The 13923-nt window shown below is 56.8% G+C and carries 15 protein-coding genes; 6 read left to right on the top strand and 9 right to left on the bottom strand.

The window, feature by feature from the left end:
• Positions 1-80: 80 nt before the first annotated feature.
• Together H8K03_02460 and H8K03_02455 are read right to left on the bottom strand one after the other, a co-directional pair.
• Positions 81-407: a (2Fe-2S) ferredoxin domain-containing protein gene (locus H8K03_02460; protein UVT20802.1), complete on the bottom strand. Its 327-nt coding sequence runs from the start codon at positions 405-407 to the stop codon at positions 81-83.
• 110 nt (positions 408-517) lie between these two features.
• Positions 518-961, bottom strand: a complete 444-nt coding sequence (locus H8K03_02455; GenBank protein ID UVT20801.1) for a gamma-glutamylcyclotransferase — start codon at positions 959-961, stop codon at positions 518-520.
• Positions 962-1149: 188 nt separating this feature from the next.
• On the opposite strand from H8K03_02455, the gene H8K03_02450 reads away from it, so the two are divergent.
• Positions 1150-1632: a hypothetical protein gene (locus H8K03_02450; GenBank protein ID UVT20800.1), complete on the top strand. Its 483-nt coding sequence runs from the start codon at positions 1150-1152 to the stop codon at positions 1630-1632.
• Positions 1633-1683: 51 nt separating this feature from the next.
• On the opposite strand, the gene H8K03_02445 is transcribed toward H8K03_02450, so the two are convergent.
• Positions 1684-2016, bottom strand: a complete 333-nt coding sequence (locus H8K03_02445; protein UVT20799.1) for a Rieske 2Fe-2S domain-containing protein — start codon at positions 2014-2016, stop codon at positions 1684-1686.
• A 155-nt stretch (positions 2017-2171) separates the two neighbouring features.
• Here H8K03_02445 and H8K03_02440 point away from each other — a divergent pair, with 155 nt between their 5' ends.
• From H8K03_02440 to H8K03_02420, 5 genes are all read left to right on the top strand, one after another.
• Entirely contained in the window at positions 2172-2717 is a 546-nt protein-coding gene (locus H8K03_02440) for an HNH endonuclease (GenBank protein ID UVT20798.1), read from the top strand.
• 221 nt (positions 2718-2938) lie between these two features.
• Entirely contained in the window at positions 2939-3601 is a 663-nt protein-coding gene (locus H8K03_02435) for a bifunctional precorrin-2 dehydrogenase/sirohydrochlorin ferrochelatase (GenBank protein UVT20797.1), read from the top strand.
• Between the two features lie 8 nt (positions 3602-3609).
• A complete protein-coding gene (locus H8K03_02430) occupies positions 3610-3918 on the top strand; it encodes an MTH1187 family thiamine-binding protein (GenBank protein UVT22354.1) in 309 nt (102 codons plus the stop codon).
• Positions 3919-4203: 285 nt separating this feature from the next.
• A complete protein-coding gene (locus tag H8K03_02425) occupies positions 4204-7062 on the top strand; it encodes a response regulator (GenBank protein ID UVT20796.1) in 2859 nt (952 codons plus the stop codon).
• Positions 7013-8512, top strand: coding sequence for an outer membrane protein transport protein (locus tag H8K03_02420; GenBank protein ID UVT20795.1), 1500 nt, complete (start codon positions 7013-7015; stop codon positions 8510-8512). Before H8K03_02425 ends, H8K03_02420 begins: the two co-directional genes overlap by 50 nt.
• Before the next feature lie 76 nt (positions 8513-8588).
• Here the strand turns inward: H8K03_02420 and alr are convergent, their stop codons facing one another.
• The 6 genes from alr to argJ all read right to left on the bottom strand — a co-directional run bounded on the left by alr (position 8589) and on the right by argJ (position 13907).
• Complete coding sequence (gene alr, locus H8K03_02415; GenBank protein UVT20794.1) at positions 8589-9722, bottom strand: alanine racemase; 1134 nt, start codon at positions 9720-9722, stop codon at positions 8589-8591.
• A 29-nt stretch (positions 9723-9751) separates the two neighbouring features.
• The gene (gene frr, locus H8K03_02410) at positions 9752-10315 is read right to left on the bottom strand and encodes a ribosome recycling factor (GenBank protein UVT20793.1); all 564 of its coding nucleotides are present in this window, start codon (positions 10313-10315) and stop codon (positions 9752-9754) included.
• Positions 10316-10335: 20 nt separating this feature from the next.
• Positions 10336-11061: a UMP kinase gene (locus H8K03_02405; protein UVT20792.1), complete on the bottom strand. Its 726-nt coding sequence runs from the start codon at positions 11059-11061 to the stop codon at positions 10336-10338.
• Positions 11058-11654, bottom strand: coding sequence for a translation elongation factor Ts (gene tsf / locus H8K03_02400; GenBank protein ID UVT20791.1), 597 nt, complete (start codon positions 11652-11654; stop codon positions 11058-11060). The genes H8K03_02405 and tsf overlap by 4 nt, the downstream gene beginning before the upstream one ends.
• A gap of 62 nt (positions 11655-11716) precedes the next feature.
• Positions 11717-12490: a 30S ribosomal protein S2 gene (rpsB, locus tag H8K03_02395; GenBank protein ID UVT20790.1), complete on the bottom strand. Its 774-nt coding sequence runs from the start codon at positions 12488-12490 to the stop codon at positions 11717-11719.
• A gap of 211 nt (positions 12491-12701) precedes the next feature.
• On the bottom strand, positions 12702-13907 hold the full coding sequence (gene argJ, locus H8K03_02390; GenBank protein UVT22353.1) for a bifunctional glutamate N-acetyltransferase/amino-acid acetyltransferase ArgJ: 1206 nt from the start codon (positions 13905-13907) through the stop codon (positions 12702-12704).
• Positions 13908-13923: the final 16 nt, after the last annotated feature.

Here is a 13923-nt window from a genome sequence, read left to right as displayed (position 1 = left end):
CAACCGTCAATTCCACGAACAAATAGTCTCCTCTGCGCACGCTGTCGGATGTAAGGCGTGACTCGTCCGTCATGTGCTGATTACTTCCACGCTGCGTCGGGATTCAGTCGAGCGACCGGGGTTCCTTTCGCCACATGTTCATCGAGGATCGCGGCGACGTCGGCTTCGGTCACCTTGGAGTACCAGGTGTTGTCCGGGTATACGACGACCGTCGGGCCTTGTTCGCAGGGGCCGAGGCAGCCTGTCGCGCTCACCAACACTTGGCCCGGTGGAACCGACCGCTGCATCAGCCCCATATTGAAGGCCATGAGCAGCTGCGCGGCACCCGCCGATCCGCATGATGGTTTGGGATGGCCCGGTGGACGGGAATTGGTGCAGACGAGAATATGATATTGGGGTTTTGGCATGAGGTCTCCTTCAGTCAATCGAGCGATCGGCTGTCAGCATCAGCCGTCGGCTCACACGTGAAATTGGTTCGCGAGTCATCGCTGAACGCTGTCGGCCATGTGATCGCGCATCACCGTGGCCGATAGCACTCCCATTGCTGGATCACTTCCTCCGGAAACTTCCACTGTTTGAGGCCCTTGATCACCCAGTCCAGATAGTGATCTTTCGGTTTGAACTTGCCGATCGGATTCGCCGCATAGGTGGTGACCAGTTCTTTTTCCCCGGTCTCCGTTGCGACGGTGACTTGCAGGTGCCGGTAGGCGCCTTGCGGAACATCCTGTTCAAACTGATCCATGATCTTCACGTCTTCATCCGTCAGTTCGAACAGCCCACCCCAGGTCTTTTCACCTTGGGACGGCACGATGCTGACGAGCCCACACCGCCATTGCGCCGACCAGCGGCAAAATTTGACGGTATGGTCCGGCAGAGTCGCGAGGCCCAGAAATCTGTGTTCCGGGGCACGCCGTTTAAGTTGTGAGGGATTGAGGAGATCGCCGTACAAGAAGAACTTCATGCATTCGACTCATCTGCCGCCGACTGTGACAACCTGTGTTGGTACTTGTAACACACCGGCTTTTCACCAAACAAGCGGCCTTCGTCCCGTGCGTCGGGCGTGCATTGACATGATGTCCGAGCCTTCCTAAGATGCTTTAACCTGAACGCTTCCGAACATGAATCATTTCGACGGAGACAATGCCCGTCATGACTGAGAGTGCCACCATCTCCCGATCGCTCGGCGCGCGTGTCGTCAACTATGCGGTCGTCCTTCTTCTGCTGCTGGCCGGACTGTACTATGCGTGGTCCACGTTGCCGTCGGCGACTCCACCGAGAGGGCAGCAAGAGGCTGAAGCCTTGACCTTGGTGCAGAACCATCCTGCGATCGGACATCCCACGATCTTGCAAGCCATGACTGAACATGTCCGTATGATGAAGGAACGCGGGCAGGGGGTTCGGCTCGGAGAATGGCGCGTCAAGCACGTCGATGGCGATATCTACGAAATCCGCGTGCAACTTCGCGATCAAGGTGTACATGGTCAATGGTTCGAGCGGGAGTTCATCTGGCATGCCCATCTTCAACTCAAGAAGGTCAACGCCGCCTCGTTGCCGGCGGACGGCGTGACCCCGAAAGCGGCCGATGCCGATGAGCGACCTGCTCCATCGCCACCGGGTCCGTCACAGAGTTAGATTGTCGGTGCTGGAAAGCGATGTTCTCCGATCGACGGTGCGGCAGCTGTCTCAAACCGGCTCTCTGAGCGCCGGTGGTATGGCGATCTGAACTTCATTCCCTTGAATGCGCACCTCACAACGGGTGATTTGGAAGTTGGAGTTCCCGACTCGTTCGCCTGACATGACGCTGAATTTCCAGCCGTGCCAGGGACATTCGACGACGGGTCCGCAGAGCTTTCCTTCCCCAAGCGGACCGCCCGCGTGGGGGCAGGTGTTGTCGACCGCATAAAACATTCCGTCCACGTTGAAGAGCGCAATCCAAATCCCGTCGATTTCGACGGTTCGTCCCGTGCCGGGTGGAATCTCGTGCGTGAAGGCTGCTTTGACGAAATCGTTCGTCATGGTCATCGTTCCGGGGGTCCGCCGTATGCGGCATCAGATGGGCGCTTGCTTGATTTAACAGCCACCTTATGGCATAGAACTATCACCAAGTAGTCCTGCCCCGCGGACACGCTCCACGACCCTCTTGGAGGCCCGAATGGGGATGAGGTTTCTGCATGGAAATGACCCTCCTGCTGAACGCGACCTATGAACCCCTGCGGGTCGTGCATTGGCAAAAAGCGATCGCGCTTCTCTGGCAAGGAAAAGTCGAAGTGTTGGAGGTCTACGACCGGGAGATCCACGGGATCTCGCTGTCGATCAAACTTCCGGCCGTGATGCGGCTCTTGAAGCTGGTGAAGTTGAAGGACAGTCATCGCGCGGTCAAGTTTTCCCGTATCAATATTTTTACGCGAGACGGCTACTGTTGCCAATACTGCAATCACAGATTCCGAACCGAAGAACTGACGTTCGACCATGTCGTGCCCATCGCCAAAGGCGGAAAAAAGACATGGGAAAATATCGTGACCGCCTGCTGGCGCTGCAACAATCGTAAGAGCGGGCGGACTCCGGAAGAAGCCGGCATGCGGTTGAAAAAGCGGCCGGTGAAACCCCGGTGGAGCCCCGTCATTACCATCACCATCGGCATTCGCAACACGCCGGAAAGCTGGCGTGACTATCTGTACTGGAACATGGAGTTGGATGCGGATCCCGCCGACACGTGAGGGTCGTTCCCGGCTGAATCATCTGTGCTTCACATCCCGTGTCTTCACACACGTCCTGCTAGTTTGAAGCCTCGCCCTCACCTCTCCCGCCCGATCGAGAGCGCCGCATTATAACCAGGCCTCGATCAAAAGTGGAGTCGGGACATTCCGTCCAAAAGCCTCTTGCATGCCGAGGCACATTCTCGGATACTGGCCCCCTCAGTCGAAACGGGAGTACCATCATGGCTGCGAATCCTGGCTTTCCTCTTGTCCTGGACGTAAAAGGCTGGCTGGTCCTGGTGATCGGCGGCGATGAGGAGGCGGCGGAAAAATCCCAACGCCTGCTCGATTCCGGCGCGCGTGTGACTGTGATCAGCCCTACGCTGAACGAATCGCTGCGTCAGTTGGCGGCTTCGGGCAAGATCATCCATCGCGGCCGCCATTTTCGAGACGCGGACCTTGAACACGCCATTCTCATTCTCAACACGCTCCGAGGGGAGCGCGATTTCGCGCAGATGCTGTCGGCCAAAGCCAGGGAGAAGCGCGTGCTGCTCTGGTCGGTCGACTATCCGGAAGCGAGCAGTGTCACGATGCCGGCGGTGGTGGCGGCGGGACACGTCCGTGTGGCGATCAGTACAAGCGGAGTGGCGCCGGCCCTCTCCGGATTCATCAAGGAAGATCTGGAACATGTCCTCGATACCCAGTTCATCGAGTTCGTCGAGTGGGTCGGGCAATTGCGGGAACAGGCCAAAGCGAACGAGCCGGATGCCGAGAAACGGCGCGCGCTTCTCCATGACGCGTTGGACGGTTTCCGTTTGCTTGGCCGCGTGCAGTACCCCAAAGTCTGGTTGGAACGACGATCTCAAGCGGTCACGAGCGCGCAACCGGATATGGAAAAACAATAGGAGCAATGATGGTTCTACTGGAATTCAGCATGTCCCCGTTGGGAAAGACTGAAAGTGTCGGAAAATATGTGGCCCGTTCCCTCGACATCATCGATAAGAGCGGAGTGCCGTATCGCTTGAACCCGATGGGGACGGTCCTGGAGGGAGAATGGGAAGAGGTCTTCGGCGTCGTGCAGCAATGCTACGAGCGGATGAAGAAGGATTGTAACCGTATCTCCTGCACGATCAAAGTCGACTATCGAAAGGGCCATTCCGGTCGTCTCCAGAGTAAAGTCGCCAGCATCGAAAAGACGTTGAAACGACCGGTCAAACAATAGGGCGATGTGAGGCCTCATCGTCGTTCAGGCAAGCCGAGAAGGCCGACTCGTTCGGGCAAGGTCTGCATGTTGAGATCTCTGTCCCATCTTTAGGCGTGCTCGCTTCCTCCGTCACAAGCAGGCGAGCCGTTGTGTTGAAAACTTTCTCCTTCGTCTATATACTGCAACCCGTACGAGGTATTACTATGGGTGAAATGCGCAGTCTCTCGGCGGGCATTGAGATAGGTCGCATTCCGAACCAGCCGCCCTTCTTCCGATGTTCACGTTGTTTCAGAGAATAATGGCATGACAAGCAGCGCGACGGAGAGCGTCGAGACCAAATCCCTACCGGCGATGGAGCTCTTGCCCAAGGATCACACGATTCTTGAGCAGGGCGCGATGGTGTTTCGCCCGTTCGGGCTGGATGAACACGGTCAGACGATCAGAGACCTCAGCGGGGTCAGCATTCGAGCGGTCACCGTCTTTCTGGAGAAGCTGGTAGCGTCTGAGCGGGGAGCACCGGCGGGGAAAGAGGCCGTGGAGGAGTTGTGCCGTCTCTTGAATGATCGCATCAAAGATCCCGTCTATCATGTCACGCCGGAATTTTTGAAGAATCCCTGGAACAGCTACTCGTACGAATTCACCTCCTACCTGTATGAGTTTTGCGAGCGGATCTCCGGAGACCGGCGCTTCGCGTTTAAGGCAGGGGCGGAAAAGGTGTCCCCAATCATGTTGGCGCTGACCCGGCCATTTTCCCTGTCACAGATCTACACGATGTTTCCCTACTTCGGGAATAAGTTTACCTCCGGCTCCGTTGAATTCCGAGTGGTGGAAGTCACGAGCAGCACCGCTGTGGTGGCGATGCAGTTCACCGAGCGTACGCTTCGCCAATTCGGGCCCTACCGGAGACGGTGTGCCTGTCTGGTGTGTCAATCCGCGCAAGGTATCATGGTCGCGATGGCTGATCGCATCCATGGCCTTTCTCAGGCGGAAGCGATGGAGACCTCCTGCATCGGCAATGATGATGAGTGGTGCCAGTGGACCATTCGGTGGCAGGAAGATAAGGGGCATCGAAAACGATTCTGGCGGACCACGTCGCCGCTGGAACAACCGCGACCGACTCTCCCGAGCGAGCCGGCACCGGCCGAAATAACGAGTGAGCACAGCGCCCATCCGGCGACAACCGGGCGTGTCATTCCCCCCACTCACGCGCCTCGGCATTTCACGTGGTTCCTGTGGGGAGGTCTGTCGGGGATCGCCCTTATGGCGGGGGTCGGCATCTTCAACCCGAACGTCAGCCTCGGCGAGGTATTGCTGGTGGGAGTATGCCCTATCCTCGCGGTCGGCATCATCGTCAACCGCCGGCTCCTCCGTGAGAGCGAGCGTCGCGAGGCCCTGATTCAGGAACAGATCTCTTTCGTCGAATCCCGCCATGAAGAATTGCGCGCGGCCTATTTGGAGCAAGAACAGATGCGGGTGGAGTTACGCCGAAAGGTGGCCCAGCTCACGGCGCTTCATCGAGCGGGACTCTCGTTCAACTCGACTTTTGAACGAGACGCGTTGCTGCATCAAGTATTGGAAGCGCTCACGCACGAACTGAGCTACAACAGCGCCATGGTCTCCATGTTCGATCCCATAGAGAATACCGTTCAACACATCCGTGTCATCGGCGCGCCGCCGGAGGTTGAAGCATTCGCTCGATCCTGCCGCATCCCAATCAATGATCCCGAGAGTCCCGAGGGGATGGTGGTCTTGCAAGGACGGCCGCTCCTGGTCAAGGATATCGAATCGATACGGCACAGTCTCCATCCGCTCAATCAGCGATTGGCCGAATTGAGTAAAACCAAGGCTCTGGTCGTGGTGCCCATCAAGACCAAAGACTGCATGTGGGGCATGTTGACGGTCGATCGCTCCCACAATCAAAGCGTGACTGAGGACGATTTGGAGCTGATGACGACGGTCGCGAGTCAGGTCTCCATCGCACTGGACAACGCATCAGCCTACCAGCAGATCGAAGAGTGGAATGCGGGCTTGGAGCTCAAAGTGCGGGAGCGCACGGAAGCGCTGGAACGAGCCGATCGTCTGCGCGCGCAGTTCCTCTCCCACGTGTCACACGAACTGAGAACACCGCTTACGTCCATCAAAGGATTCATCCAGAATTTGCTGGACGGACTGACCGGGCCGTTGAATGAGAAACAGCAGCGTTATCTCGTGCGGATGTCGGAGAACTCGGATCGGCTGGTGCGTATGATAGAAGATCTCCTCGATCGCACCCGGATCGAAACCGGGCGTTTGGAAATCCATCCCGCCAATGTCGACCTGGAACCTTGCCTCGCCGACGTGATCGAACAGTTGAAACCGCTCGCCCATGTGAAACAGCAAACATTGGAATTCTGTTGCACCGACTCCGACATCGTCGTCTGGGCGGATCGGGACCGTTTGATTCAGACCGTGGTGAATCTGGTGCAAAACGCCATCAAATTCACTCCAGCCGGTGGAAGCGTCATGGTTACTTGCGAACTGACCAATCACCGAAGAGCGACCGTGCTGGTTCGCGATACAGGCCCCGGCATCCCTCCCGTGCACCTTGACAAGATTTTTGACCCGTTCTTCCGCATTCAGGAGGGCCAACGCACCGGACCCAAGGGATTGGGACTGGGACTTTCCATCGTGAAAACGTTGGTGGAATTGCAAGGAGGGGACGTGACGGCCCGCAACCGCCCAACCGGCGGCGCAGAACTGTCCTTCACCATTCCGATCTACGCGGTTCAGACGCCGCTTGTGCTCGAATCGCATCTCGTCGGCCGGCAGATCCTGGTCGTGGACGACGACACCGACATTCAGCAACTGCTTCATGACCGGTTGAGGGCAGGGGGATACCTGACCTATTCCGCGTACGACGGTCGTCAGGCGTTGGACACCCTGCAAACGCAGAAATTCGATGGGATGATTCTTGACATCGGGATCGGCCAGATCGACGGTTTGGAAGTGTTGCGACGAGTCCGCATGACAAATCAGGAACTCCCCATCATCATGATCACGGCATCCGGATCCCTTGAACTGGCGGTCAAGGCGATTGGAATGGGGGCGCAAGCCTACTTGCTCAAGCCGTTCGATGCCGGCGAACTTCAGCAGGCCATGGATCGTTGGTTCCAACGTGCGTGACCCGCAGACGACACGCGCTCTCGGTCATCGGACACGACCTGAAGGGTGTCGAAGCCGCTTCACCCTCAGTGATGTCCGAATTCACCCGAGTTGGGCGCTCGCCCTTCTCACCTGTGTCATCATCGTGTGTAGTTCTTCCCCTGTATCGGCCCAGGTTCCCCGTGTCTATGGACAGGGAGCGGCTGCGTCGGGGATGGGCAATGCCTTCGCGGCCCAGGCCGACAATGCATCCGCCCTCCATTACAACCCAGCCGGCATGACGCAGCTTCGTGGTGTGGAAATGATGGCGGGGGGAATCCTTGTCGGAGGGACAACCGATTTCAGAAGTCCGAGTGGAGTCACGACAGTTGGAGATCATGATGGTGCGTTCGCATGGCCCGGTCCGGGTCATGGGTATATCACGGCGAATCTCCAGGACCTTGGTGTCTCCCTGTTTGGCAAGCTGACGGTAGGGATTGGAGTCACGACTCCATTCGGGTCGATCATGCGATGGCCTGACGACAGTCCATTTCGGGCCATCTCAACATTCAGCGCATTGCCGTTGTTCGACATCAAGCCGACGCTCGCATACCAGCTCCATCCGGATTTCTCCATTGGAGCGGGAGCGGACATCTACACCTTTGCGAGTTTCTTTGGAGAGGGTCATGCTGAATTGCAGTCCGTCTCACCCGGTGGATTGGCACCCGCCGGGAGTAAGCTGGAATTTCACGGCAAAGACACGGCTCCCGGGTTCAACGTCAGCGCGTTGTATACGGCATTGCGAAATGGAGATGGACAACCGGTTGCGAATCTGGCCGTGGTGTATAGAAGCCAGGCGACACTTCATTTGGATGGAGCGTTGATGGCCAATGGCGTCAAAATCCAAGATGCCACCACAACGCTGGTGTTGCCGCAGGTCATTACCGGCGGGATCGCCTTGTGGCCGATTCGAGATACGGAACGCGAATGGAAGCTCGAGTTGAATGTGGATTACGTCGGTTGGAAGTCGGTGCGAAACCTGGATATCCGACTGGCCAACGGAATGATCATCCCTCAGCCGCAAAACTGGAAAAGCACGTATGCCATTTTGGCCGGGACCGAGTATCGGTGGCTCAAAGTCGATCGGTTGCCCGGCTGGGAGATAGCCGTGCGGGGCGGCTATACGAATCAGCAAGCACAGGTGCCGGATCTCAATTTCAATCCGGGAGTGCCATCGGCCGATCTCCATGTTATTTCAACAGGCATTGGACTGCAGTGCAAAGGCAATGGGTCGTTCTTGGGATTATTCTCCTGTGGTGGTTTGGGAATAGGATCGGTCAAAGCAAAACTTATCGGCGTGGACCTCTCGTATCAGGCGTTCCTCTATGAGCCGCGGACGATTTCAGGGAATACGGGGCTTCGCGCTGCGGTGAACGGATTGTACAATACGACGCTGCACGCCGGCGGGTTCTCCGTCCGCGTCAGTTTCTAGCCGTGACGCTTCCAACCTACGCGCTTAAATTCCTACTTGTTTTCGCGAAACACCGTAAGAGTTGTGAGAAAAGTATTTACGAGGAAAGGTAGAGTCTGGGAATCTTCGGACTCATCGCGCACAGCACTTCGTAAGAGATGGTTCCGGTCCATTCCGCAATATCACTGGCTGTGATCCGCTCGTTCTCCTGTTGCCCGATCAGCACCACTTCATCCCCGACGGCGGCGCTCGGAATGGTCGTGACATCCACCATCACCATATCCATGCAGACCAATCCCACGATGGGCGCCCGCTGTCCTCGGATAAGCACATGGCCTCGATTCGAGAGATGTCGGCTGATCCCGTCGGCGTACCCAATGGGAAGGACGGCCACTCGAGTGACGCTCTTTGCAGTGAAGGTCCGATTGTAACTGACCGTTCCTCCCGGCTGGACGGTTCGGATCTGCGCGATACATGTTCTGAGTGAGAGAACGGGTTTGAGGTCGGGAGCTTGAACGGAACGGGGAAGAGTATGGTATCCATAGAGCATGATACCGGGACGAACGAGGGTGAAGTGGGCGGAAGGAAAACGGACGGCTCCACAGCTATTGGAGACGTGAATGAGGGGAACGCGGAACCCTGCCCCAACCACGACCTTCAGAGCTCGGCTGAAGCGGTTGATCTGTTCCTCGGTCGCATCCGGGGCGAGACCGTCGCTATCGGCCAGATGAGACATCAGTCCTTCCAACTGTAGAGCAGCGGGGAACTGACGGGCGTTGACCAGTGTCTCCAGTTCGTCCTGCGTCAGCCCCAACCGACCCATGCCGGTCTCGATCTTGAGATGGATCGGGTAGGGGACGGCACGTGCAGCCGCAGCTTGGCCTAATGCCAAGAGCATGGAAAGATCGCTCACCACCGGAGTGAGTTGATGGGTAAAGAGATCCCCAAATTGCTCTTTAAAAACCGGGCCTAGAACGACAATCGACACATTGATGCCGGCCTGCCGAAGCTCGATTCCCTCGTCGGTCGAGAAGACCGCAAGGCGAGTGACACCATGCCGAATCAACGTGTGTGCCGCTTCAATCGCCCCATGGCCATAGGCGTTAGCCTTGACGACCGCCAGGACATTGCATCCAGGAGAAAGAATCCGCCGAAATTGAGAAAGGTTATAGGCCAGTGCCGTCAGATCGATGGTGGCAACGGTCGGTTGGAAAGTGGAAGGAATCGGCACGCGATGAAGAGAGAATCAGGAAGCCGGACTCAGACTTCCATGATTTCCTGTTCCTTTTTCTTGATCACGTCGTCGATCTTTTGCCCGTATTGCTCGATCAGCTTTTGAGTGTCCTGCTCGGCTTTGCGCAGTTCATCCTCGGTAAGCTTCGCATCCTTTTGGAGTTTCTTCAACTCTTCGTTCGCTTCCCGCCGGAAGCTCCGAATCTGTACCTTCGTTTCTTCGCCGTGCTTCTTGCACACCTTGGTCAACTCTTTGCGGCGCTCTTCCGTCAGCGGTGGGAGTGGGACGCGAATCAACTTCCCGTCGTTTGACGGCGTGACACCCAATCCGGAAGAGGATATGGCCTTCTCGATTTCTTTGATCAGTTTCGGTTCCCAGGGTTGAATGGTGACCAGCCGTGCTTCCGGGGTGGCGATGTTGGCAACCTGCTTCAGCGGGGTCATGGTTCCATAATAGTCGACGCGGACTCCGTCGAAGAGGGCCACGGAAGCTCTTCCGGTGCGAAGGCCGGATAAATCTCTGCGCAGGTGCTCGAGAGCCTGATCCATGCGGGCGATGAATGATTGTCGAACCGGGGCTGCATTGGACATGAGAGCACCTCGTGTTAGGGTCAGTGATCGCCGAGCGTCACCAACGTGCCGATCGGCTCGCCCATAGCCACACGTTTAAAGTTGCCTTTCACTTTCAAATTGAACACGGTAAGAGGCAATTTATTATCCATACACAGACTGATGGCGGTAGAATCCATGACCTTGAGATTCTGATTCAGGATGGACAAGAAAGAAATCTTCTCATACTTCTTCGCCGACGGGTTGTTGACGGGATCGGCGTCATAGATCCCATCCACCTTCGTGCCCTTCATGATCACTTGAGCGCTGATCTCCATGGCGCGCAGCACGGCGGCGGTGTCGGTTGAAAAATAGGGGTTTCCCGTCCCGCCGGCAAAGATGACCACACGGTTCTTTTCAAGATGACGGATGGCTCTTCGGCGGATGTACCCCTCGGCCAGTTGGCGCATCTCGATGGCGGATTGAACACGGGTTATGATCCCGGCCCGTTCCAGCGCATTTTGGAGGGCCAGGGCGTTGAGCACGGTCGCCAGCATTCCCATATAGTCGGCAGACGCCCGTTCCATCCCGGCGGCGCTTGCTGCGATCCCTCGAAAAATATTGCCGCCGCCGATGACGATGGCGACTTGAATTTCAAGGGCGACTACGGAGGCGATTTCTTCGGCAAGGTTTTCAAGAATAGACGGTTGGATGCCGTAGCCCTGCTCACCGGCCAACATCTCCCCACTGACCTTCAGAAGGAGGCGGCGGTATTTCGCTGAGCTCATGCTTCGCCTAACTGATAGCGGGTGAACCGACGGATAATCATGTTCTCGCCGATCTTGGCGATCTTTTGGGCGAGCAAATCCTTGATGGTGACGGCCGGATCCTTGATGAACGACTGCTCCAGCAGGCAGTTTTCCTGGTAGAACTTTTCGAGTTTCCCTTCGATGATTTTGGGCCATGCGGCGGGAGGCTTGCCCATTTCCTTAGCCTGCCCCTCGTAGATCGATTTCTCCTTCTCGACGACCGCAGGCGAAACATCTTCGCGCTTGACGAATGAAGGCTTTGCGGCGGCGATCTGAAGAGCGAGATCGTTGACGAAGGCTTTGAACTCTTCGTTGCGCGCGACGAAGTCGGTCTCACAATTGACCTCGACCAAGACGCCGATCTTTCCACCCATGTGAATGTAGGAATGAATCAGCCCTTGATTGGTTTCGCGCCCGGCTTTCTTGGCCGCCGCCGCGAGTCCTTTCTGCCGCAGATAGTCGACCGCTTTTTCGACGTCATCACCGTTCTCCGTGAGGGCCTTCTGACAATCCAGAATGCCTGCCCCTGTCTTTTCCCGAAGTTCTTTCACGAGCTGACTGGATCCTGCCATGATTCGTTATTCCTTCACACGTTCGATGAGGATGGGCCATTGATGGAATCGATCGTACTACCTTACGAAACCGGAACGCTTTCGACGCGCATCCCTGGTTTCTTTTCCCCGCCGGCGGGAGCCGATTGAAACTCGGCTTCTTCACGCTGGACTCTCACATGCGCGCCTTCAATGCACGCATCCGCGATCTTGGACGTAATCAGCTTGATCGAGCGAATAGCGTCGTCATTTCCGGGAATCGGGTAGGTGATGTCATCAGGGTCGCAATTGCTGTCCAAGATGGCGATGACCGGGATATCGAGCCGTTTCGCTTCCTGAACGGCAATTTTCTCGATTCTCGTATCGAGAATGAACACCGCTCCCGGAAGGCCGCGCATGTTCTTGATGCCGGACAAGTACTTTTGGAGCTTGGCGATATCCTTCTGCATAAGAAGGATCTCTTTCTTCTTGAGACCGTGCTCGCTGGGGTTGAGGAGGGTGGTCTCCATCTTCTTCATCTTATCGATACTGCGTCGAATGGTCTGGAAGTTGGTCAACATCCCACCCAGCCATCGCTGGTTGACGAAAAACATATTGGCTCGCTTGGCTTCTTCTTCGAGTATTTCCGCCGCCTGCCGCTTCGTCCCGACGAACAGGATCGATTCTCCGGCTGTGACAAGATCTCGGACGAAGGCATAGGTTTGCTCCATCCGTGCGAGGGTTTGTTGCAGGTCGATGATATAGATCCCGTTCCGCTCGCCGAACAGAAACTTTTTCATCTTGGGATTCCAGCGGTTCGTCTGGTGCCCGAAATGAACGCCGGCTTCCAACAATTCTTTGATTGCCACCACTCCCATGCCTTCACCTCCCTTCAAGCTTGCAGAGCGCCCAATATCAGGGCGAGGGAATCGCTTCCCTTATTCTCAAGCTGTGCAGCGTGCCTAACGCTGATAGTGATTTTATTGAAATGGACCGGTTCCATTTACCGCGAATCGGCCCCTGTCAGACCCAGACCGGGAACGCTACCATAGTCCCGCGGAGGTTTCAAGCTGCAAAGCGGCTTGCGACCTACGATCGATAACTTGCATTAATGCGGACATAATCATACGAGAGATCCGTGGTCCACATGTGCGCGCAGGCCGCGCCCTGCCCGAGATGGACGGCGACGGTAAACTCTTTCCGCTTGAAGACTTGAGCGATCTTGCTCTCGGCTTCAAGCCCCAGTCCGACCCCTCGTTTCACCATCACGACATCGTCAAAGCGTACCGTGACTTTGCCCGGATCGATTGCAATACCGGATCGGCCGAGGGCCGCCATGACTCTTCCCCAATTCGCGTCCTCGCCGAACATGGCCGTTTTGACCAGATTGGATGTCGCGACGGTTTCGGCCACCCGTTTCGCCGCCGCCGCCGTCGAGGCCCCTTCGACCAGAATCTTCACGACTTTGGTGACCCCTTCTCCATCACGGCAAATCATGAGAGCCAACGTCTGTGCGGCTTCGGTTAAGAGGCGTTCGAAGTCGCGATAGGGTCGGGTGCCTTGTTGGAGAGCCCGATTCTCGGCGAGACCGTTCGCTAGACAGAGGACGGTGTCGTTCGTGCTGGTATCACCGTCCACGGTAATGCAGTTGAACGATTGATCGACGGCGGATTTCAGCACCCGCTGGAGTGCGAGCGGAGCAATGGCTGCATCGGTTGTCAGATACGCGAGCATGGTCGCCATATTCGGATGGATCATTCCAGAACCTTTGGCCATGCCCCCGATGGTGATCACGCGACCGCCTATTTTGGATTGGAGAGCGACCGTTTTCGGTCGCAGGTCCGTGGTCAGAATCGCTTGAGCTGCTTGGCCGCCTCCCTGAACACTGAGGCGTGAAATCAGGGTCGGAATAGCCGCCGTGATGCGATCAATCGGCAGCGCTCGACCGATGACGCCGGTTGACCCCACAAACACCTGCTGAATCGGAGTGCGAAGCTGCTGCGCCACCGCTGCGGCCATGGCTTGTGCCGCGACCAGTCCTTGTTCTCCTGTGCAAGCATTGGCATTGCCGCTGTTGACGATGATAGCCCGTCCATGATGAGACCGAAGATGGCGTCGGTCCACGAGAACCGGGGCGGCAGCGACTCGATTCTTCGTAAAGACTCCGGCGATCGGTCCGCTGACATCGGACACGCACAGGGCGAGATCGAGAAGCTCCGGCTTTTTGATCCCGCAATGCATACCGGCTGCTCGGAATCCCAGCGGTGCTGTAACACCCACGCGCTTTTGTCTCATCATAATTTCTTGGTTA

Origin of the sequence: Nitrospira sp., from assembly GCA_024760545.1 — a bacterium.
Classification (GTDB): Bacteria; Nitrospirota; Nitrospiria; order Nitrospirales; family Nitrospiraceae; genus Nitrospira_D.
The sequence above is the reverse complement of the archived record's forward strand: the minus strand, read 5'-3'. Positions and strand labels throughout refer to the sequence as shown.